The sequence below is a fragment of the Paenibacillus sp. PAMC 26794 genome (assembly GCF_000316035.1).
In the GTDB taxonomy this organism is placed as follows: domain Bacteria; phylum Bacillota; class Bacilli; order Paenibacillales; family Paenibacillaceae; genus Paenibacillus.
The window spans coordinates 14,225-36,259 of the sequence record NZ_ANHX01000078.1 but is presented as its reverse complement, the minus strand read 5'-3'; the positions used below and the strand labels follow the sequence as shown (position 1 = coordinate 36,259).

Annotated in this window: 17 protein-coding genes; 4 read left to right on the top strand and 13 right to left on the bottom strand. The window is 48.3% G+C overall.

What is annotated here, in order from left to right; all coding sequences use genetic code 11:
• Positions 1-12: 12 nt before the first annotated feature.
• From nikC to D829_RS0125130, 8 genes are all read right to left on the bottom strand, one after another.
• Complete coding sequence (nikC, locus tag D829_RS0125165) at positions 13-843, bottom strand: nickel ABC transporter permease subunit NikC (RefSeq protein ID WP_017691683.1); 831 nt, start codon at positions 841-843, stop codon at positions 13-15.
• Entirely contained in the window at positions 840-1,784 is a 945-nt protein-coding gene (gene nikB, locus D829_RS0125160; protein ID WP_017691682.1) for a nickel ABC transporter permease subunit NikB, read from the bottom strand. Before nikB ends, nikC begins: the two co-directional genes overlap by 4 nt.
• Positions 1,785-1,859: 75 nt before the next feature.
• Positions 1,860-3,494 carry a nickel ABC transporter substrate-binding protein gene (nikA, locus tag D829_RS0125155; protein ID WP_026081406.1) on the bottom strand — a complete coding sequence of 545 codons (1,635 nt, stop codon included), beginning with the start codon at positions 3,492-3,494 and terminating at the stop codon, positions 1,860-1,862.
• A gap of 294 nt (positions 3,495-3,788) precedes the next feature.
• On the bottom strand, positions 3,789-4,730 hold the full coding sequence (locus D829_RS0125150; protein ID WP_026081405.1) for a hypothetical protein: 942 nt from the start codon (positions 4,728-4,730) through the stop codon (positions 3,789-3,791).
• Between the two features lie 5 nt (positions 4,731-4,735).
• Positions 4,736-5,773: a glycoside hydrolase family 130 protein gene (locus D829_RS0125145; RefSeq protein WP_017691679.1), complete on the bottom strand. Its 1,038-nt coding sequence runs from the start codon at positions 5,771-5,773 to the stop codon at positions 4,736-4,738.
• 21 nt (positions 5,774-5,794) lie between these two features.
• The gene (locus tag D829_RS0125140; protein WP_017691678.1) at positions 5,795-6,628 is read right to left on the bottom strand and encodes a carbohydrate ABC transporter permease; all 834 of its coding nucleotides are present in this window, start codon (positions 6,626-6,628) and stop codon (positions 5,795-5,797) included.
• A 2-nt stretch (positions 6,629-6,630) separates the two neighbouring features.
• Positions 6,631-7,518 (bottom strand): sugar ABC transporter permease, encoded by an 888-nt coding sequence (locus tag D829_RS0125135; protein WP_017691677.1) that lies wholly within the window; start codon positions 7,516-7,518, stop codon positions 6,631-6,633.
• A gap of 248 nt (positions 7,519-7,766) precedes the next feature.
• Entirely contained in the window at positions 7,767-9,080 is a 1,314-nt protein-coding gene (locus D829_RS0125130) for an extracellular solute-binding protein (RefSeq protein ID WP_017691676.1), read from the bottom strand.
• A 224-nt stretch (positions 9,081-9,304) separates the two neighbouring features.
• On the opposite strand from D829_RS0125130, the gene D829_RS0125125 reads away from it, so the two are divergent.
• The 3 genes from D829_RS0125125 to D829_RS0125115 all read left to right on the top strand — a co-directional run bounded on the left by D829_RS0125125 (position 9,305) and on the right by D829_RS0125115 (position 12,895).
• On the top strand, positions 9,305-10,495 hold the full coding sequence (locus D829_RS0125125; protein WP_017691675.1) for an AGE family epimerase/isomerase: 1,191 nt from the start codon (positions 9,305-9,307) through the stop codon (positions 10,493-10,495).
• Positions 10,492-11,676, top strand: coding sequence for a glycosidase (locus D829_RS0125120; RefSeq protein WP_017691674.1), 1,185 nt, complete (start codon positions 10,492-10,494; stop codon positions 11,674-11,676). The genes D829_RS0125125 and D829_RS0125120 overlap by 4 nt, the downstream gene beginning before the upstream one ends.
• Before the next feature lie 139 nt (positions 11,677-11,815).
• Complete coding sequence (locus tag D829_RS0125115; RefSeq protein WP_017691673.1) at positions 11,816-12,895, top strand: substrate-binding domain-containing protein; 1,080 nt, start codon at positions 11,816-11,818, stop codon at positions 12,893-12,895.
• Positions 12,896-12,999: 104 nt separating this feature from the next.
• Here the strand turns inward: D829_RS0125115 and D829_RS0125105 are convergent, their stop codons facing one another.
• Together D829_RS0125105 and D829_RS0125100 are read right to left on the bottom strand one after the other, a co-directional pair.
• Positions 13,000-14,427 carry a hypothetical protein gene (locus tag D829_RS0125105; protein WP_017691671.1) on the bottom strand — a complete coding sequence of 476 codons (1,428 nt, stop codon included), beginning with the start codon at positions 14,425-14,427 and terminating at the stop codon, positions 13,000-13,002.
• Between the two features lie 290 nt (positions 14,428-14,717).
• Positions 14,718-15,233 (bottom strand): DUF2179 domain-containing protein, encoded by a 516-nt coding sequence (locus tag D829_RS0125100; RefSeq protein WP_017691670.1) that lies wholly within the window; start codon positions 15,231-15,233, stop codon positions 14,718-14,720.
• A gap of 347 nt (positions 15,234-15,580) precedes the next feature.
• Here D829_RS0125100 and D829_RS34325 point away from each other — a divergent pair, with 347 nt between their 5' ends.
• Positions 15,581-16,795 (top strand): Glu/Leu/Phe/Val dehydrogenase dimerization domain-containing protein, encoded by a 1,215-nt coding sequence (locus D829_RS34325; protein ID WP_017691669.1) that lies wholly within the window; start codon positions 15,581-15,583, stop codon positions 16,793-16,795.
• A gap of 703 nt (positions 16,796-17,498) precedes the next feature.
• On the opposite strand, the gene D829_RS0125090 is transcribed toward D829_RS34325, so the two are convergent.
• The 3 genes from D829_RS0125090 to D829_RS0125080 all read right to left on the bottom strand — a co-directional run bounded on the left by D829_RS0125090 (position 17,499) and on the right by D829_RS0125080 (position 21,702).
• Entirely contained in the window at positions 17,499-19,166 is a 1,668-nt protein-coding gene (locus D829_RS0125090; RefSeq protein WP_017691668.1) for a hypothetical protein, read from the bottom strand.
• 1 nt (position 19,167) lies between these two features.
• Positions 19,168-19,959 carry an ABC transporter ATP-binding protein gene (locus tag D829_RS0125085; RefSeq protein WP_017691667.1) on the bottom strand — a complete coding sequence of 264 codons (792 nt, stop codon included), beginning with the start codon at positions 19,957-19,959 and terminating at the stop codon, positions 19,168-19,170.
• A gap of 234 nt (positions 19,960-20,193) precedes the next feature.
• Entirely contained in the window at positions 20,194-21,702 is a 1,509-nt protein-coding gene (locus tag D829_RS0125080; protein ID WP_017691666.1) for an RICIN domain-containing protein, read from the bottom strand.
• Between the last annotated feature and the right edge of the window lie 333 nt (positions 21,703-22,035).

Below are 22,035 nucleotides of genomic sequence, written 5' to 3'. Positions count from 1 at the left end.
GATTCCGAACCACTACCTTTTTGCAATGCCATAACGCTCGGATAACGCCTCTCCCAAGATGTTGAACGTAATGACTACGAGTAGAATCAATACACCCGGGTAGATCATTAACTCCGGATGACTGCGGATATACCCCGTTCCTTCATGAATCATAGCGCCCCATTCTGCATTCGGTGGTTGAATACCGAGTCCCAGGAAGGACAGAGCAGATATATCCATAATCGCCCAGCCCATCTCCAGTGTGCCCATCACAACAATGGGACGCTGCACATTGGGGATGATATGTCTGCGGATAATCGTCCACGAAGACGAGCCGCTAATCCGCGCCGCTGCGATGAAGTTCCGTTCTTTCAGACTAACGACCATGTTCCGGCAGATACGTGCATAATACACCCACTGTACCATCATGAGTGCTAGGAGCACCTGCATCAGACCTGGACCAAAGATTCCTACTATACCCAGCACCAGCACCAGATTCGGAAACGCCATAATGCCTTCACACAAGCGCATCAGCAGACTGTCCACCCAGCCACCAAGGTAACCGGAGATTGAACCTACAATGACACCAATGAGCAAAGATGATAGGAAGATCAGGGTAGCAAAACCAAGCGACACCCGCGCGCCATACATCAGCCTGGTGAGATTGTCGCGTCCCAGATGATCCGTTCCGAGCCAATGCTCAAGCGATGGACTCGCCAGCTTCTGCAACAGATTCACCTTCACCGGGTCATGAGGAGCAATCCATGGGGCTAATAACGCGATCACGAAGAAAAGCAATATGATCACCGAGCATATCTGGATGGCTCTCTGCCCTTTAAATACCGCACGCCATTTGTATATCAATGTTCTGCCCGTCCTTTCGCGGAAATCCGTGGGTCCATAACGAGCTGCACCAGATCAACGAGCAGATTGCATACGATGAACAGGCAGGCCGCCAGGAAGACATAACATTGAATAACGGGAATATCCCGATTAAATATCGCATCGACAAAATAACGTCCGAACCCAGGCCAGGAAAATACCTGCTCTACAATAATGGTGCCTGTGAGCAGCTTGCCCATACTCATCCCCATCCCCGTAATAAGGGGCGATATGGCGATTTTCAGGACATGCTTGAGCATTATGACTCGTTCGCGAATCCCGCGTGTTCTCGCGTACTGTACATATGTCTCCTGCAATTGCTCCAGTACACTGGAACGTAACAATCGGGTGTAGACCGCAATAAGAATCAAGGAGAGAGTAATCGTAGGCAGAACCAGATTCTCCCACGATCCACGCCCCTCCACAGGTAGCCAGTCCAGTTTCACCGAGAAGAAAAAAATCAACAGGTAACCGAGCCAAAATTGCGGGATCGACGCGCCAAAATAGGAAATCGCCCTGCTGATCATGTCAATCCAGCTGTTTTTGTACACTGCGGCCAGTATTCCCAATGGAATACTCACCAAAGCGGATAACAACATACTCCAGAAGGCTAGCTCAGCCGTAGCGGGAAGCCTTAGTTTCACTTCATCCCATACGGGTTTATTGGTGAGATACGAAGTGCCGAAGTCGAGCTTGGTAATCTTCTGGATCGTATGCGCATATTGGGTTAACAAAGGCTGATCCAGACCGAATTCATGCCGCTTTTGCGCAAGCAGCTCAGGTGTGGGATAGATATGAGCGGCTGTCAGATAAGCCTCGGCTGGATCAACCGGTGAAATATGAATAAGCGCAAAGGTAACAAGTGTAGCGATAAAAACGATAGGAATGATTGCGATCATTCGTTTACCGATATAACTGATCACCAAACGTTCCCCCTTTTATCAAGCTACATGACCTTGCCAAGGCCTTACCGCTTCCGAAATTAAAGTAAATACGACTTATTGATTGCCCAATTCGATTCCTACAAACGGATTCTCGTCACGGTTCGCCGGAAAAATAAAGTTGGAGATTTTCTTCTGATATACAGCCGTTTTCTTAATATAAGAGATCGGTACGATCGCCGATTGCTCCTGAAGTGTTTTCAGGATAGAGCCATATAACTCTTGGCGTTTCGTCTCGTCTGTGGATGACAGGGCTGCATGCACCTGATCGTCCAGTTCCTTTTTCATCGGCAACGCACTCAGGGTCTCGGAAATCCCGAATCCAGGGCTTGCTACAACATTAATGAAGGAATGTGGATCATATGGAGCGCCATAGTTGTACCAGAAATACAGGTCGAAATCATTGGCTTTCAAACGTTTGATCTGTACCGTAAGTTCCAGTCCAGTGAGGTTTACCTTAACCCCAAGCTCGCTCCATTCTGCCTGAATGGTCTCAGCCATCGCTTTCTGAATCGGATCGGTCTTGTCAAAAATCATCTCAAAATCAAGCTGCTGCCCGTCTTTCTCACGAACTGTACCACCTGCAGGCAGTTTCCAACCCGCTTCATCCAGTAAAGCTTTGGATTTCTCCACGTCATACGTGATCGGTTCCAGGTCTACATTGGTGTACGGATAGTTTTTGGACAATACGGTATCGGCTGGTTCTTCCAAACCGGAAGTCACGCCTTCCACCATCGCCTTTTTGTTAAACCCTTGCTGGAGCGCCATCCGCACTCTGACATCGGACAGCTTTGGATTGGAAGAGTTCAGCAGCAAGCTGCGAGTACCCACCGGATCAGACAATTGGGTCACATATTTATCATTGTCACGCAGCTCCTGGAACGCATCCAGACTGATCATACCTTCACCATAGATCAAATCGAGATCGCCTTTTTCAAAAGCAAGGACACGAGTTTCACCGTCAGGAATGATTTTGACCGTAATCTGATCCACCTTTGGTGCTGTTCCCCAATAATTCGGGTTGCGTTTGAAAACAGCATATTCGTCCTGCTTGTATTCAGCCAGCATCCACGGGCCCGTTCCAACCGGCTCTTTGATGCCTTGGGATGTATCTCCGTCATCCGGGAATCCGGCTTCACCCAGGAAGCGGAACGGACGGACCACAGACAAGTCCTGAAGAACCGGATAATATGGCTCTGTGAGTGTCAATCGGAAAGTATGGTCATCCACAACCTCTGTCTTGTCGAGCACACCTACAATGCCCAGCCAGCTATGTGTATCTTTATTTTTCATAACAGCGTCAAAATTCTTTTTCACAATCTCAGCATTAAATGGCGTACCATCTGAGAATTTCACACCTTGGCGAAGCTTGAATGTATATACCTTGCCGTCATCGGAGATGGTCCATGATTCTGCCAGAGCAGGTTCCAGTTTTCCGTCCTTCTGGTAACTGATCAGTGGCTCATAGAGCATGGATTGGGCAAATAATTGCGAAGGATTGTACGTATGCGGATTCATTGTACCGATATCACGTGGCCATGACATCGTAATCGACTTCGTAGATGTTTGATCCGAAGCAGCAGATGAGGATTCATCTCCACTTCCTGTATTGCTGCAACCCACAATAACGAATAACAACAAGAGCATAGTTGCCAGCGTGAGGGCCGAAGATTTGCGATGTTGAACAGACATGGATGTTGAACCCCTTTTCTCTATTTTATGATAATGATTATCATATTCATCCATTAAGAATAGGCAGGAGCCCTCCTTTTGTCAACAAAATTCGACATAGTATGTGTTGTTATTAAAATAGCCAAAAAAGCCCTTCCTATAGGAGGAAGAGCCTCTCGACCTGAATATGAATCACAACTGAAAAAATAAGTTCCACAATAATCTGCTATTCCTTGCTCACAGCATGGAAATCACGAAAGTACATATGCAAATATATCACTGAAATCCATCTTCATACGCCTTCTTGTTTCTCGTTTAAACTTCTACAGCGATGCCCTCATAGAACCGACGGATCACCTGCTCCGCTGGCTTGCCATAAACTCCATATCCGTCATCGGTCAGCGCCTCCTTCTCCGTGTGTAGATGTGCGCTCCAATCCCACAGACCGAATCCACGTACCCAGTCACGCTGACTGACATGCCGGAACATCGCCTCATAGAAACGCTCTTGTTCCTCCGTATTCACTTCGCCTTCCAGTCCCCAATCGTTTGGAACCTGGGCTGATCCGCTGCGGCTGGGACAGCCTGCTTCCGCGAAGAAAAAGGGTTTACCATAGGGAGCAATCACCTGTTCAATACGATCCAGTTGCGCCTCCCAATCTCCGATGGGATAATAACCACTGGAAGAGATGACGTCAACGGCATCCCACCATTTCACATGACCTTCCTGATATTTATCCGTGTTGTATGACACCAGTCCTGTGTACACTTCACGCACACCGGCGATCACCTCGCGCCACTCTTCATCCCGACGCTCGGATTGCACCATCTCACAGCCTACGATGAACATCTCACACTTTTCCTGCTCTGCAATCACTGCATAATGCTTCTGAAATGCCGTATAGCTGCGGAACCAATCCTTCCACTTCGGCTCACAAGGCACATCGATATCAAAAAAATTAATGTGTGCACGCCATGTGCCGTCGGTGCAGTTAACGGTTGGTTTCAGAATGATACGCAGCCCGAGTGTACGGGCATAACGAATCATGTCGATCAGTTCATCATCCTCCACCAAATGTGCACCCCGATACTTCACTTCTATTGCCTGCGGATGATCCTGATGTGCCGCCAGTGCAAAAATAACATGTGAACTGCCTGTACGTTCAGCCATCAGGCGCAAGGATTCTTTGGCTTCCGGCTTACGGAAGTCACCCCTGCCACTCATCCAGCCAAATGTAAATCCCTTGATATAATCCATATGCATTACAGCTTGCCCTCTTCATGATCTCCGGCAATAACTTCATCCGTCTCGATCACATAGTTCACGATCTCTTCGATGGTTGTGTAAGCCACGCCCACATACGTGTCGGCGGCGCCGTAATAGATAGCGATACGTCCGGTCTCGGCATCATGCAGTGTTGCACACGGGAAGATGACGTTATCAACGAAGCCTTGTTCTTCGTACCATTTTTCCGGTGTCAGTACAAAGTTGGAGGAACGATATTTTACTTTGGACGGCTCATCCAGATCCAGAATGACCGCCCCCATGCTATAGACAAAACCGTTACAGGTTCCAGTTACGCCGTGGTAGAACATCAGCCAGCCTTCGGACGTTTCGATCGGAGCGGGCCCGCCGCCAATTTTGACCGATTGCCACCAACCTTGGCCGCCCTTGCTCATCACATGACGATGCTTGCCCCAATACACCAGATCCGGGCTTTCACTCAGGAAAATGTCTCCGAATGGGGTATGTCCACTGTCGCTCGGTCTGGACAACATCACATAGTTATCGTTGATTTTACGCGGGAACAATACGCCATTACGGTTGAACGGCAGCATTGGATTTTCGAGGCGGACAAATGTTTTGAAGTCATCCGTCTTCGCTAGACCGAGTGCTGCACCGTAGAAGTCTGTACACCAGATGATGTAATACGTGTCCTCGACTTTGACCAGACGCGGGTCATACGCATAGTTGGGCATAAACGGATCGCCATTTTCATCTACAAATGCAATACGCTCTTCTTCAATCGTCCACTCCAAACCGTCCTCACTCGCCCCCATGTGCAGGTGCGGACGGCCATTAACGGTTTCGGCGCGGAATACACCAATGAATTTTCCTTCATACGGTACAACAGCACTGTTGAAAATGCGAGCAACGCCTTTGACCGGGTTACGCGGAACCACCGGATTCGCCGAGTGTCTCCATACCGGGCCTTCCGTTCCCTCCGGTTTGGCTTCCCATGGCATATTCGGCAAAGCGTCCCCAACAATGTGTACGTTTTTCGTTTCGGCAACTGACATTTTTCATTCTCCCTTCGGGTTTTATTTAACGGAGCCTTGCGCGAAGCCATTGTAGATGTACTTTTGTAACAACAGGAAGATGATCATGGTTGGAATAATGGCGATCATGATGCCGGCGCTGATGACCTCCCACTGCGACCCGAACGGTCCCTTAAATTTGAACAAGGCGGTGGATATGACCTGTAGATCGGTCTTTGGCATGTACAGGAACGGTGTGTAGAAGTCGTTATAGATGTTCACACCCTTCACGATAATGACCGTTACAATGGCCGGTTTCAGCAGTGGCAGAATGATTTTCCAGTAGATCGTGAAGTACGACGCACCGTCCAGCATAGCGGATTCGTCCAATGCACTGGAGATAGAGCCAAGGAACTGCAGGAAGATATAAATCGCGATGATATCTGTACCCAGGTACATCACGATGGCCGCCCAACGTGTGTTAAACAGGTCGAGCGCGTTGATGATCTGGAATGTGGCGACCTGCGTCGTAACACTTGGAATCAGGGTAGCGAGCAGGAACGCCGCGACCATGATTTTCTTGCCTTTGAATTTGAACCGATCCAGCACATATGCGATCATGGAACCCGTTAAGGTCGCCCCTATAATGGAGATGAACAAGATAATAATGGTGTTTTTGAAACCGACCAGCATGTTGCCATCCACAAAAGCCTTAGCATAGTTCGCAAAGTTCAGCCAGTTGGCTGGCGGGGCAAGCGGGCTGCTGGTAGCGTATTCCGCATTCGTTTTGAGAGATGCAAACAGGATGACCACGATGGGTAACAGTGCGATAAACGCCGCAAGCACCAGGGAAGCATATTTAACCACGCTCGCAAGGGTGTATTTGAATTGTGTCACGTTTATTCCTCCCCTTTCATGGTGACGCGCTGCACAAGCGTAACAAGAATAACGATCAAGAGCAGCACCACAGCCATGGCGGATGCCAGTCCCAGCTTGCCGTATTTAAACGCCAAATGAACCGTCTGGATTACAAATGTCATACTGCCGTTGGAACCATCGGTCATGATATATGGAATATCGAACGCACTAATTGCGCCGCTAATCGCCAAGATCAGGTTGAGCTGCAGGATGCGTGTAATGCTTGGCAGGATGATGTGGCGGAATTGCTGCCAGCGATTGGCACCATCAATATCGGATGCTTCATACACATCCTTCGGAATGGAGGAGATTGCACCCAGGAAAATGATAAAGTTGAAGCCCATGTATCTCCATACCGATGCACCTGCGAGTGACACGTTGATAATATTCGGATTTCCGAGCCAGAGCTGCGTGTATTGTCCCAGCCCTACAGCATGCATGAGCATATCGAGTGTACCGTCTGGTTTGAAGAAAAAGAGGAAGATAAAACCGATGGCTACCCCATTCAGCAAATAAGGAAAAAACAGTATGCCTTTGAAGAAGTTTTTGCCTCGAACTTTGAAACTCAGAATGGTGGCAAAGTAAAGCGCCAAGCCCATCTGTAAGAACGTAGCCACGAAGTAATACAAGCTGACAATAAATACTTTGAAGTATTCGGGATCACTGAATATGCGTGTATAGTTCTCAAACCCAACATAATCGAACCTTTTGCTGTATCCGTTCCAATCGGTGAAACTGTATTTGAACATGTTGATGACTGGCAAGTATGCAAATGTAAACAGCAACGCCAGCGGAATAATTGAGAAGGCACAGATGATAAATATGCGTTGCGCTGAGTAGCCCCAATTCGAAAGTTTTAAGTACTTCATGCTCTCCACACCTCCAAGCGGTTCACCCGCCTATATATCGAAAGACTCCCGTCCAATTGCACATATGGCTGGATAATCAACCACCAAGGGTGGCATCTTACATCCTTCATCCTTTATCTAGATGCAAAATGCCAGATCAATGGCAGAATCCCCTCTGCCTCAGCCAACGTCAGTGCTTCGCTGCATGTCAACGGTGGTCAGTCAACATGTAGCGACTTTACAGATCCAATGTATCGGGCGTAGTTTGCTTACTTCGCGAGTTCTGCGCGTGCTTTCGCCCACTTGTCGTTCAGATCTTTCATGATGTCGTCATACGATTCTTTGCGGTTCCCAATACCTGCTTCGATAATGCGTTTCTTGAAGTCAGGCTGCCAGAGACCGATTTCGCCTTCGTTATCAATCTTGTCGACCAGACCTTCCTGACCTTCTTTGGCAGGTGTAAGCGTGGAGAATTTCACATCTTTATATTGATCCAAAATCGGTGGCAATTCAGCATTCTTGTCTGCATCCATACCGCCGCCCTGTTCAACTGCGTAGTTCGATTTCGCCAGGAACCAGTCAATCCAGGCTTTGGCAGCAGGTTTGTTCTCACTGTTGACGTTCATGCCGATGTTATAGTCTGCGGAGAGTGGTACCACAACCTCGCTTGCATTCGTAGGAAAAGGAAGGAATCCAATGTCGTCTGGAGTATCTGTCATGCCTTGGATCTGTGTGATGGCCCAAGAGCCAAGTGCCATCGTGGCAATTTTGCCTTTGGCAAGATCAGCTTTGGAGCTTTCCCAGTCGGTTGTTGTTGGATCTTTCTCGATTAGACCGTTCTTGGCTGCATCATAGAGCACTTTGTACAGTTCATAGTGCGGCTGACCAGGCACAAAGTTATCATCTGTGTTTGGTTGGTCCACATTCACGTAATCTATGCTACCTGCAACCGTTGGCAGGTCTGCTTCCCATTGGGTTAATGCCCAGCCAGATGCATAGTTGGTGTAGAGCGGAACCGCGTCAGTATTGTCTTTGATCAACTGAAGCGCAGCCTGGAATTGCTCCGGTGTTTTTGGCAATTCGGTAATACCTGCGTCTTTGAAGACCTGTTTGTTATAGATAATTCCCGAGAACGTGATGACCGTAGGAATACCATATACCTGGCCATCCACCATACGTTCCTCAATAGCGGTGTATTTGTCTTTCAGTTCATCGTACGTGCCAAGCGGCTCGAAAAAGTCCGGGATATCCGCGATCGGAACACTGGTCGGGATCATCAGAACGTCACCATAATCCTTGGTGCTCATACGGATTTTCACTTGCCCTTCATAGTCGGCCAGTGCCTGGAAGTTCACTTTGACATCCGGGTATTCCTTATTGAACTCCGCAGCGTAGTCTTTGAATATGGTATCCACAATATCTGTACGTTGCGTCAGAACAGTTATTTCACCTTTGATATCTGCCGGATCTGTACTGATCTCCTCCCCTGCCTGCGAAGATCCACCTCCGGATGAACATGCAGCAAGTAGTGAAGTGATGAGCAGCATCGTCAGCAACATCATCCAACCTTTGTTTTTTCTCAATTGTTTCGACCCCTCTCTTAAGTTAATTAAGTTATCGTTAAGGTTACAAGATGAATTCTATTATGGTAACGCTTACCTGTCAATTCATTTATTTATAACTTAACAAGAAAAATTGCGATGCATTTCGTTGACATCTGTTTTTTAGGGCACTAATATTATCTAATAAAGTTATCGTTAACTTAACTAAATGAGATTGATGTAACATTCTGAAGGAGCGCTCACTTATGAATACAAAATCACCCCAACTCCAATCTGAGATTAAGGCGCATTGGGAGAATCAGATTTTACCCTTCTGGTCCAACCTTAAAGATACAACCCACGGTGGATTCTACGGCTGGGTTGGCAATGATCTTCAGGTGAATCCACAGGCACCCAAAGGCGGGATCGCCACGGCACGGCAATTATGGTCTTTTGCAGCGGCGTATCGGGTTACCGGAAACGAAAGATGGCGCGATCACGCGGAGCACGCCTATCGTTTTCTCGCAGACCATGTGATGGATACCGAATATGGCGGTATGTACTGGATGGTAGATTACAGAGGGGAAGCGTTGGACACGAGCAAACATGTGTATACGCAATCATTCGGCGTGTATTCACTCAGTGAGTACTATCGTGCTACCGGGGATGCTTCTGCATTGGAACTTGCGAAAACGCTTTTTACTCTAATCGAGGACAAAGGTCTGGATGCCGAACTACCTGCGTACAAGGAACAATTTGATCGCACATGGAAGGAACAACCCAATGAAATGCTGAGCGAAAACGGGGTGATTGCGGATTACACAATGAATACGCACATCCATGTGTTAGAGGCCTACACCACGCTCTATCGCGTGTGGCCGGATCAACAAGTGAAGGCGGCGCTGGAACGCCTGCTCGGAATTCTATATGAACGGGTGTATGACCAAGACACCAAGTTTCTCGGGGTATTTTTCAACAAACAGTGGGAATCCATCATTGACCTGCGCTCGTTCGGACATGACATTGAAGCCAGCTGGCTGATCGACGAAGCACTGAAAGTTCTAGGGATGGAACAACATCCGGAGTATGCGGCGATGGTAACGGATATTGCCTATAACATCTCCAATGTGGCCGTGAATGCCGATGGTTCCCTGCTCAATGAACAAGAAGGTGAACATATCGATGAGAAACGCATTTGGTGGGTTCAAGCTGAGGCGATGGTCGGCTTCTATAACGCGTATCAGCGTACAGGTGATCCATTGTTTCTGGAGAGAGTGGAACGCTTGTGGACCTATAACAAAGAAAACATCATTGATCAGCGCGCTGGTGGGGAATGGTACTGGTCGGTTGATGGAAACGGTACACCGGATCAGAGCGAGATTGCTGGACCGTGGAAATGCCCGTATCACAATAGCAGATTCTGTATTGAACTAATCGAGAGGATGGGATCAGAATGATACACCCGAAATACAAAGAGTTATTGGAGAAACAGGAGCAATTGCTTACTCGCCCCAATGAGATCAACTCTTCCTTCTACAATGGCGTATATGATCGGTACCAGTATCCGGTTATCACTCGCCATCATGTACCGCTGCATTGGAGATTCGATCTGGATGAGACGACGAACCCGCATTTCATGGAACGCCTGGGCATTAACGCTACACTGAACCCAGGAGCCATCTATTTCAATGGCAAATACGTCATGGTCATCCGTACGGAAGGATTGGATCGCAAATCAATCTTTGCGCTCGCCGAGAGCGACAATGGTATCGACGGATTCCGTTTCACGGGTAAACCATTGGTCTGGGAAGATATCGATGCGGATGAAACCAATCAGTATGATATGCGCCTCGTTCAACATGAAGATGGTTGGATCTATGGCATCTATTGCTCGGAACGCAAAGACCCTGAGGCTCCTGCATTTGATACATCCAGCGCAGTTGCACAGGCAGGACTGGTTCGTACAGGAGATCTCACAAGCTGGGAACGGTTGCCCAACATCACAACGAATTCCCCTCAACAGCGCAATGTCGTATTACACCCGGAATTCGTGGATGGAAAGTATGCCTTCTACACCCGTCCACAAGACGGATTCATCTCAACAGGCAGCGGCGGCGGAATCGCCTTTGGTCTGTGTGAGGATATCTTAAACCCTGTCATTCATGAAGAGACGATTATCGACGAACGGCAATATCATACGGTCTATGAGGTCAAAAACGGTCAAGGCCCTGCTCCGCTCAAGACGGATCGGGGCTGGATTCACATTGCTCACGGAGTTCGGAACACCGCGGCAGGCCTGCGTTATGTGTTATACACCTTCGCCACCGATCTGAATGATCCGGTGCGTATTATTGCCAAGCCGGGCGGCCACTTCATTGCCCCTTATGACGACGAGCGTGTAGGCGATGTGTCCAATGTTATTTTCTGCAATGGTGCTGTAGTCAATGAAAAAGAAGAAGTCTTTATCTATTACGCATCCAGTGATACCCGCTGTCATGTAGCAACAACGACTCTGGAGAAACTGGTCGATTATACGTTCAATACACCGGCTGATCCATATCGTTCCCTGGATTGTGCCAGCCAGCGGGGTCAGCTGATAGAACAGAATGAGAAGCTTTTAAAGAAACAATTAACGTAACATCGGTAGAACAACCTTTCAAGCAAGCCTAAAATATGCTGAAAATAGCGAAACAACAGCCAGAATTGCTTTATTCCAAGTTGGTAACGATGTATACTGATATGGATTGTTATTATGTGCGGAGAAAGCACTCATCATAATGACAGCACATTGTGCCTATACCGGCTTGAAGGAGGCGACCATACTGAAGAATAATATCACCATGCGGGATATCGCCGACAGGCTCGGGGTCAGCAGTGTGACCGTCTCGAAAGCATTGAATGATAAAGATGGTGTGAGTGGCGAATTAAAGGAAAAAATTAAAGTGCTTGCTGCCCAAATGGGCTATCGGTATAATGCCGCTGCCCGTTCGATGAAGGAAGGCTTAACCCATAATATTGGCGTAATTATCCCGGAGCGTTTTACCGGGCCTACGCAGTCGTTCTATGTACGCGTGTTCCAGCGCATCACCAAACATCTGGAGGAACAGGGCTACTACGGCATTCTGCACATTCTGAATGTGGAGGATGAGGAAGAATTAACGTTGCCCAAGCTGTACAGTGACAACAAGGTCGATGGTTTCATCGTGCTCGGACAGATCAGCAAAGAGTATATTGAACTGGTGCGATCGATGGAGGTTCCCAAAATGTTTCTCGACTTCTACGATGAACATTCGGACATCGATTCCGTCGTTACCGATAACTTTTACGCTGCCTATGAGCTGACGAACTATTTGGTTCAGCAGGGCCACCGTAACATTGCTTATGTAGGGAACTTGTATTCCACGAGCAGCATCCAGGACCGATTCCTCGGGTACTACAAATCCTTGCTGGAACATCGCTTGCCGATGAATCCGGATCTGGTTCTGAATGATCGGGATGAACGGGGTACGTTTATTGAGATTGATCTGCCGGAACAGCTGCCAACCGCCTTTGTATGCAACTGTGATCAGGTCGCTCATCTATTGGTTCAGAAACTGACTTCCATGGATATTCAGGTACCTGATCAATGCTCTGTTGTTGGTTTTGATAATGATATCTATGCCACGCTCTCCGATCCCAAGCTGACAACCGTTGAAGTGGATGTGGAACAGATGGCGCGTACCGCAGTTCAGTCGATGCTCAAAAAGATCAACAACCCAAACCGCAGTTTCGGCCGTGTACACGTGAAAGGTAATATCATCTATCGTGAGTCGGTAAGTGTTGCGCCTACTCTTACGGAGGACAGCGTGCCTCAATGAGGGGTTATGCTTCTGATAATTGAATTAATAAAAAGAGTGCTCCCGGCCATGAAGGCTGCTGGAGCACTCTTTGCTATTATGCTAAGGGTCGAAATCATATACACCTAATAACTCGTCTTCAACCAATTGTCCTTGGACCAGGTCAGTTTACCTGAACCTGCGCCATTGGAAGCCGTGAGGCGTGCATTCAAAGTGGATGGATCATCCGTGGTGTAGCTGTAAGGGAGTGACGAAAAACCGTTCCAGGAGAATGATTTTACCATGGCCGGGATTGGCGCCAGCGGGCTGCCAGACGTATCACTGCTGCCACGGAATGAGCTGCCATCCAAAGAATACATGGTATCGGTCACTCTAATTTTGCCGGTATAGGTTGGATCTGCCGGATCGGTCTGATTGTTACGAACAGGGTACAGCACGTCCTTAATGACTGATTTCTCAACCAATACCGCCCCACTTTCCGTAGAGATTGCCCCATTGCCAATGATATCGAACTTATAACCTTTGGACGCAATCGCTGTTGCCATCGCCGTTGTAATTTTAGCTTTAGCAGCACGTGCCCCTGTTGCATCCATCACGATGTTATATGCATGTGCGTTGCCTCCACGCAGGCGTGGCATCCGATCCTGAATATCTTTGTACAAGTTATGGTGCAGCGTCATGGACAGATTGGCGTTAGCCGACTCCAGGCTGGTTGAACCGACCAGATGTCCTTTCTTTTGTGGTCCAGAGATGGCGATAATATCGGCTTTGCTGAGACCTACAGCACTGCTGCGCAGGTAGTTGTACATGGGATAGGAAGCCTTGTTTGCTTCCAATTCGTTAATCTGCTGGGTAACCCAGCTGTTCGAGCTGCCGTCATCCCCTTTGAAGAGGGACCAGGAGATGGTCACGCCGCTGGTTCCTTTTTTCGAATCGACGAGTCCGTCATAGGCTTTATTGAATGTGCAGTGATCAATCCATACGTTGCTGTTCTCCTCCAGGGTGATGTAATCCCAATCGTTCTTGTCGTAATCACCTTTGGTGGATTCATCCCATTCCCATAACTCATCGAATTCCAGGTTGCGGATGATGACGTTGGAGCTTCGTTTCACGCTGATCGCAGCGTGTTTGATTTTGGAGCCGTTAGCGGAGAAAATCGTGAGTCCATTGAAACCGTCAATCGTGAGCTTGCTGACACCTGTCTGTTTTAATACGGGATGCGTCAGCGCATCATTATGCTTGGCAAAAGGAGAAGTCTGCGCTGCGCTCGGAATTTCATTCCATCCCAGATTCAGATCGTTCATGATCTCAACGACTTTGACACCGGAGTTCTTTTTCAGAGCCAGTGCCAGATCGGTCGCATTATACACTTTCTTATACGTGGCTGTGTTCGATTCGCTAATGATACCGCCGCCCGCGTTACCTAGGGAGAAGCCTGTGAGATTGTAGTCCGCGTTGCCCGCTGCCTGCACACTTGCTGGTCCGGACAATATTGTTAGCCCCAACGTTATAGCCAAGGCTGTGCTGCACAAGCTTCGAAATTTAGTTTTCATCGATTCCATTCCTCCCAATATATGATGATGACATTCGTCCATCGCTGCCATGCCAGGTTACGAAGGACATGTTCTCAATATAAATGTTGAAAGCGATTACAACAATAATCCCTATCTCATATGTAGGCGGGAATGGCTGGGACAGCAAGGGATTGTACCATAAGCAACCTTGAATCGTACAGAGTTAACTTGGGAAGTGAGGTTTCAGGAATACATCGAGGCAACAAGAAGGTGTCGGATAAAATGAAACCAAAAAAGCAGGACTGCATCTGCTGCAGACCTGCTCAATTCTACTTTTTGATGGAACGTGTCCAGAAGCCGCCATGGAACTGTTTGGGTTCCACGGTAATGACAAATGCTTTGGGGTCCAGATCGAGAATGGTCTGGTAGAGCAATTTCTGGTTTTTACGTTTTGCCAGAATCTCCATCACGAGCCGATCCCCGTCACGTCCACTACCCACCCATGCAGTAACACCGAACCCTTTATCCCGGAGGGCATTCGCGACATTGCTACCCATCTGGTTACAGATGACTTTAACGGTAACGTAACCGAGTGCAATCTTTTCTTCAATCCAGGCTCCGAGCAACACACCAAGTCCGTATCCCACAGCATACACGATTAAGGCAGAAGGCTGGGTCAGATACTTGAGTACCAGATTCAGACCGAGCACATAGATCACAATCTCACCCATGCTGATCAGTGCAGCGATATATTTCTGGCCTTTGAGTGTCAGAATCATCCGGAGTGTATAAGCCGATACGTATACAATCTGGATCAAAAAGATAAATACCAATATTTTAAACAATCACAATCCCTCTTTCCTGGCCTTCACAACGGAATTGGCCCTTTGCTGCATATACTCGACGATTTCGTTTCATCTATGCTTCCTGTACGTTCGCTCTATCTCCATCATTGGACGTTATACCCTCATTCTAAACGGTTGGATGTAAATCCGTAGGCATTTTCTTGCTCTCTGGCATGCCGGAACTGCCATTATAGAACCGTTTGTACCGATTATCAACCCGGCGGAGGTCCCAGGGGCGAAAACGGGGGTCTGTGAATATGCTGTATCATCATAAAGCCAAGCACGATCGCACTAGATAACGGGTCAGAACCAGGATGGATGGGTCAAAACAAAAAGGGGGTGCCGTCATGCAGCTATGGCAGGAGATGGAGCGGGAAGGCATGGAGGAACTCATTTTTTGCCATGATGCAGATAGTGGATTGAGGGCAGTCATTGCCATTCATAATACGGCCCTTGGACCTGCGCTGGGCGGATGCCGTTACTGGACGTATGCTTCCGAGGAAGAAGCTATTCGGGATGCTGTTAAGCTTGCCAAAGGCATGACGTACAAAAATGCAATCTCCGGACTGCCGTATGGTGGCGGGAAAGTGGTCATATGGAATGTGCCTTTTGTGAAGAATGCAAAACCGGATGAGGATGGTTGCGGATCTCAAAGTGTTGAGCAGGTCGCTGGAGATCTAGGGGTAGAGCAACAAAAAGGCGCTGCCACAGAACGGAAAGTCGCCGCTGATGAGATGATTTATCAACAAGATAAAAGCCTGGATACGGACGTATCCAAGCGGGCGCAGCGCTTTCGTGCACTGGGACGTTGTCTGGAGCGGCTGAACGGGCGATACGTGACCGGTCTTGATCTGGGTACCACGGCGACAGACATGGACCAGATCCGACTGGAGACCGCACATGTGACGGACACCACGGGTTCGCTTGGGGCGCAGGATGACTTCACTGCCGAGATGACCGCCTACGGCGTACACATCGGCATTGTGACCTCGCTGCGCCAGCAAGGCATTGCATCTTTGCAGGGCATTCCCGTTGCCGTCCAGGGACTGGGCAAGGTCGGGTATGCCCTGTGCCGTTACCTGCATGCAGCCGGGGCACGGCTCATTGTGGCAGACGTTGTACCGGAGCGTGTACAACGTGCCCTTGTGCAGTTCAGCGGCGCCATCTCGGCTGATCCGGCCCATATTCACGCCGCTGACTGCAAGGTGTTCGCCCCCTGTGCCCTGGGGGGCGTACTGACCCCGGCAACGGTGGAGGAGCTGCGCTGCTCCATCGTTGCCGGGGCGGCCAACAACCAGCTGAGTGAACGACAGCTGGTTGCAGGCCGCATGCAGGCGCGCGGCATCCTGTACGCGCCTGATTATGTGCTCAACGCAGGCGGAATCATCTCCACCGCCTACGAGCTGGAAGGCGCCGGGCCTGACCTGATCCGCCAAAAAGTGGCGGGGATTGCAGGCACGCTGAGTAAGGTATACGCAGAAGCTACGCAATCTGCGATCTCCACGGCGGATGCAGCCGATCGGCTGGCGGAATCCATCCTCCGAGCAAGCCATTGGAGATAGGGTTCTCCCTTCTGGGGAACCTCCACTGCTTTACTTCATTCTAACGAACCTGATACACGTTATTAGCCCCTTTTAGCATGGATCTAAAATCTAACGAATCTCAGACACTTTATTGTGCCTAGTTTGGTCCTTTTTAAAGCTAAATAACTACTTTTCCGAAGGATAGCGTTCCTGAGGTTCGTTAGAATTTGTATTTCAGATTTTGACCCTGAATAGGTTGTCTCAGGTTCGTTAGCGCTGCGGCGAAGGTTTCTTTGGGGGTAGCATCACCTATCAAAAAGAGCTAGCCTAGACTAAGTCCCGGTTAGCTCCTTTAAGCTCTTCTTAGATCTTCTTAGCACTCTTAACTCTTCTAAGCTCTAATCCCTTATCGTTTTGGTTCTTAGTTCTTAGTTCTTAGCTCTTCGTTCTTCATTCTTGGCTCTTGACTCTTGACTCTTGGCTCTTGGCTCTTGGCTCTTGGCTCTTCATTCTTCGGTGTTTAATTCTTGCTTCTCTGATGCACTGTACTCTAATCTATTACTTCTCTAGAACGTTGACCCTTTGGCTCATTTTTTTCCAATCGCTCTCTGTACGGATTTACATTGAGTTTTCTTGTAAACCGTCCCTCTCAACGTAATCCACCCTCTTTTTCTTTCCTTCTTTTACTACTTTACTTCAGTCCTTCTTTTACTCTTTTATTCTTCACTACTACTGCAACTTCTCAAACTGCCACCGACCTCTTCTTCGACGTCTTCTTCTCTCGATACAACAGCGTCCACAGCAACACATTTGCCACAATCAGAATTGCACCGTAGATCCAGATCCCCCCCGACACTGAACGGAAAAAGACATGGACTCCCCATAACATAGCGAGCACAGGGAGGGCGGCGAATACATACCAGCCATCACTTTGTTGCGCCATACTGAAGGATTGGGAGAACGGCGGCTTACGCAGCAACAATTTGCCTGCCAGTGGGACAAGCGCAGTAGCTGTAAGCATAATTATCGCAATATCCGGCAGTATCCGTAATCCAAATGTCCAGGTGAACAAAATGGCATTTGCCAGAAATATAGGCAGGAACATGTTGCACAAGAACGCCTTCAGAGCGCCTTTATATAACGCGCTATCATTGGCCATCGGTGCAGCACGAAAGGTCCAGAATGCCTTGTATTGTCCCGAAAATTTCAGCATGACCACAACCGTTACAACCAGCATAAGCACGATGTAAAAGGTGTATACAAACGAACTTTGCCTAAACTCCACCCAGGTGGAGGATTGCAATTCGGTAAACCAAAATACATAAGGTAAAACAAATGATAAACCAAGCGATGGATACACCTTCAGCTTGAATTCCCTTTCATTACGCATCATGCTGGCTGACAGACGGAAGCAAGCCTGCTCCTCTCTGGAACGACTGACCACCTTGGAGATCAACCGATCCCATCTTCCACGTCTGCGTCCAGAGGACTGACCCGAATGTGCCATTTTCTCCAAATACAATTCAAAGGAAGGCATAAGCTTCACATATACGATCATACTCACCACAGGAACCAAGACTGCCAGTGCTGTGAACGTATAGATCCACACATTCCCGCCCCCTGCAAATAACCATTCATAGGCGGCCGCATACCATAACGGAGGTAACAGCAACTGCCACCAAGCCGGGGTAAATACCATACCAAAATCAATAATGCTGAACGAACGGATGACCAGCTGATAACCGATCGCAATCCCCACCGAAAGCAGAATCTGCACCATATTGATCATATCCTTCAGCTTCTCACCATCCAGAAACTTCATCATGAACAGATAGATCAGGGACGTTGTCACCAGAATCAGCATATTGATCAAAATTAAATCAACGAGGAAGATCAGAAAGAATCCGATCCCATGCGTCACTAACGCGGCAATTAGCGGTATACCGGTTAATGAACCCGTCAGCAATAGCAGATATACGCCCGCATGGATGGCTCGGGCCATACCCACCGTTCGTCCATTAACGGGCTTGGTCATAATGATATTGCGATCCCGGATGTCCAGCAGCACAGAGGAAAAATCCGAGATCATGGACGTCATGATCATAAACATTAAGATGCCAAACACAAGTCCCATCTGAAGCATGAAATGCCCCGTATCCCAGACGATGAAAGGAACCATCATCAGCCCCATTAATCCATACAACCACAGGGAACGAAGAAACTGATTACCTTCCTTGCGCTCCTTTTTCCCTGAATTGTTGGATAAAATAGTAGGTACTCTGCGTTGATCCATCTGGAATTTCACTCGCAAGATCAGGCGCAGCACATCATAATCTGCCCCCGTTCTGGCGATGATCGGACGAAAGCGATCCAGAATCTTGAGTGTGCGGAAGTCGGAGGATTCCTCCATATCAGTACACCTCCTGCACAATCGATACAAATCGCTCCGCAATGGCTTTGTGCTCATGGAAGCCTGTCAATTGATTGAAGACTTCCTCCAATGACACTGAACCTTCCATGGATTGCTGTTGGAGCTGCTTGAACGTTCCGTCTGCTACCACGCGTCCTTCAGCGATCAGTACAATTCGACTGCTGATCTTCTCCACCACATCCATGATGTGTGAAGAATAGAAGATGGTTGTGCCTTTGGCCGACAATTGTGACAAAATCTCTTTGACCACCATCACACTATTAGCGTCCAGTCCGCTGAGTGGTTCATCCAGGAACAACAGATCCGGGTCATGCAGCAGCGCAGAGATCAACAGCACTTTCTGACGCATACCTTTGGAAAAGGATGCAATGCGGGAATGATATGATTTTTCCATTCCAAAACAATCCATCAATAGCTTGGCTTTGTAATCCGCATCCTCATAGGACATACCGTATAACTCTCCCGTAAAAGTCAGATACTCCGCAGGCGTTAATTGTTCGTACAATTCCGCCACCTCCGGAACATAGCCGATTCTGCGTTTATACTCTACATCGCCATCCGCAATATCTTTACCAAAGATTCGCACCGTGCCTACATATCCTTCAACCAGCCCGAGTAAAATCTTAACCGTCGTACTTTTGCCAGCCCCGTTCGGACCAATATATCCAATCATCTCACCGCGATTTACTTCCAGATCGATGCCGTTCAGCACATAACGTCCGTTGTATCTCATACGCAAGCTTTCAATTGATAGCACTTGTTGTTCACTCACTTCGTTATCCAGCTCCTGTCTCTATCTTTTTCTACAATTATACTAGTTTACCACAGATTGGGATGGTAATGATCGGAAATAGGTCACGATATCAGACATCAGCTGGATATCCCCTTCGAGTAAAAGCATCACGTAACAAGCGTGAACACATCACAAAGCCCCTGTCCCACCTTATGGTAGGAGACAAGGGCTTCCACTTTATGCTGAACCTTATTTTCTAATATCTAAAAAGTCTTACTGCACCTTAACAATCTGAAAATGCTGATTCGTACCCCCATTATCCGTCCACTGGATGGCCGCAGCCCCATCTACCAAGGATTGACCGGAGATGTCCAAGACCTTGCCTGTACTGCGGTTCTTCAGTTTATAATACCCACCGCCTACACTGACGAGCTGCCACTGCTGGCTGGCCCAACCACCATCATTCCACTGTTCAATGACAGCCCCATCGGTCGTGGCACCATTCTCCACACCGATCAGCTTGCCACTGGAACGGTTGATGATTTTGACATAACCGCCGCCCGCATCGGTAATCTGCCACTGTTGACTGGTTGTTCCCCCATCTGCTCGCTGCTCCAGATCCGCACCGTTGGCGGAAGAACCCCCAATGACATTCAGCAACTTGTTACTTTTACGACTGATCAGCTGATATGAAGCATTCGGGTCCCATACATCCGGTGTATTCACACCGGTCACGGTCCCTGTTGCTGTATCAATCGTAATACTGCTGGCCCAGTTCATCGCCAGACTGGTTGCACTTGGGAATGAAAGTGGCAGCCAGACATACTTGGAATCCTGCACAGGTCCGCTCCATGCACCAGCCCAGCGATCACCCATGTAGAGATAGGAGGTAGTCTGCGAACCTTCTACTGGAACAACATAGGTAGATTGAGAACCATACGTTGTGCTGTCTCCGAAGTTGCTGAGACCGCTCCATGTGCCTGTAATGCTGGAGGCGGTCGCATATTTGGCCTGATTCGGATTCCAGCCGGTGGCACCCGAGGTGATCAGGAAGTAGACGCCGTCTTTTTTGAATAGAGCAGGTGCTTCACGATATTGTCCGGGCCACAGTGTTGTGACAAGCGATTCTACACCCAGGAAATCCGGGGTCAGCTTATATATATTCAGATCTGCATTCACTCGGGTCGCGGAGATCAGATAAGCGGTTCCGTTATCGTTGTATACCGTCATATCTCTGGAATCATACCCAAGTGGACGATAACTGCCCACATACGTGTAATTGCCATCAACCGTATTCGAAGTAGCTACAGCCACTCGGGCCTCGCCATAATCCAGACCATTCTCTTTATGCATCCACAGCACATATTTGCCTGTCGCACTGTTATAGATGACTTTCGGGCGTTCAATGTTGGAGATATTTAGCTCGGCTGCCGAGCTGCTGGTGAGGACATCATTGCGATACTCCCAGTTCTTCAGATCCGATGAACGATACACGGATACGGCCTTGAACGTTCCATTCGTATTACGGTTCTCCCCAAACCAGTAATAATACCCATTTGCCTTGATCATCCCGCCCCCATGAGCATGAACGACATTGCCATTGGTATCCTTGAACTGTACCCCGTTCGTTACACTGAGCGGAGCAGCTGAAGCATTCGGTCCGGGTGCGAGCAGCATACCTATTGATTGCAGCGCCAAAACCAAAGCAAGCAGATAACTTAAGCGGCGGGTAAAGCGATGTGAATGTGTATTCTTTTTCAACCATCCATCGTTCATAGCCATATCGTAATGCACCTCCATGTTTTTTATGAAGCGCTTACATAAAATAAAATCGATATGTCTTATCTGCCTCCGATCGATGATGCATTTCAGCAATAGAATTCCTGGTATTACTGGCTGGGCGTTCACCTCCCTGATTCCGATTGTATCCGCCACGTTCCTGCTCGAATAGTGAACAATCCGGCGGAAGATGTACAATTTCATACTCCGCTCTCTCCATAAACAGCAAAAAGACGCTTCCCCCGAAGCGTCCTCTGCTATACCTGCCCTGCCCCTCCATGATGTAACGATCCCTAGCTGTGTGCGGCTGTTCATAGGCAGGTTTTTATATGATGT

Coding starts and splice junctions, on each gene's coding strand:
- D829_RS0125145 (WP_017691679.1), bottom strand. CDS start 5,773: ATGTCAGTTGCCGAAACGAAAAACGTACACATTGTTGGGGACGCTTTG.
- nikA (WP_026081406.1), bottom strand. CDS start 3,494: ATGTCTGTTCAACATCGCAAATCTTCGGCCCTCACGCTGGCAACTATG.
- D829_RS0125125 (WP_017691675.1), top strand. CDS start 9,305: ATGAATACAAAATCACCCCAACTCCAATCTGAGATTAAGGCGCATTGG.
- D829_RS0125150 (WP_026081405.1), bottom strand. CDS start 4,730: ATGGATTATATCAAGGGATTTACATTTGGCTGGATGAGTGGCAGGGGT.
- D829_RS0125105 (WP_017691671.1), bottom strand. CDS start 14,427: ATGAAAACTAAATTTCGAAGCTTGTGCAGCACAGCCTTGGCTATAACG.
- D829_RS0125135 (WP_017691677.1), bottom strand. CDS start 7,518: ATGAAGTACTTAAAACTTTCGAATTGGGGCTACTCAGCGCAACGCATA.
- D829_RS34325 (WP_017691669.1), top strand. CDS start 15,581: ATGCAGCTATGGCAGGAGATGGAGCGGGAAGGCATGGAGGAACTCATT.
- D829_RS0125115 (WP_017691673.1), top strand. CDS start 11,816: ATGACAGCACATTGTGCCTATACCGGCTTGAAGGAGGCGACCATACTG.
- D829_RS0125120 (WP_017691674.1), top strand. CDS start 10,492: ATGATACACCCGAAATACAAAGAGTTATTGGAGAAACAGGAGCAATTG.
- D829_RS0125080 (WP_017691666.1), bottom strand. CDS start 21,702: ATGGCTATGAACGATGGATGGTTGAAAAAGAATACACATTCACATCGC.
- D829_RS0125090 (WP_017691668.1), bottom strand. CDS start 19,166: ATGGAGGAATCCTCCGACTTCCGCACACTCAAGATTCTGGATCGCTTT.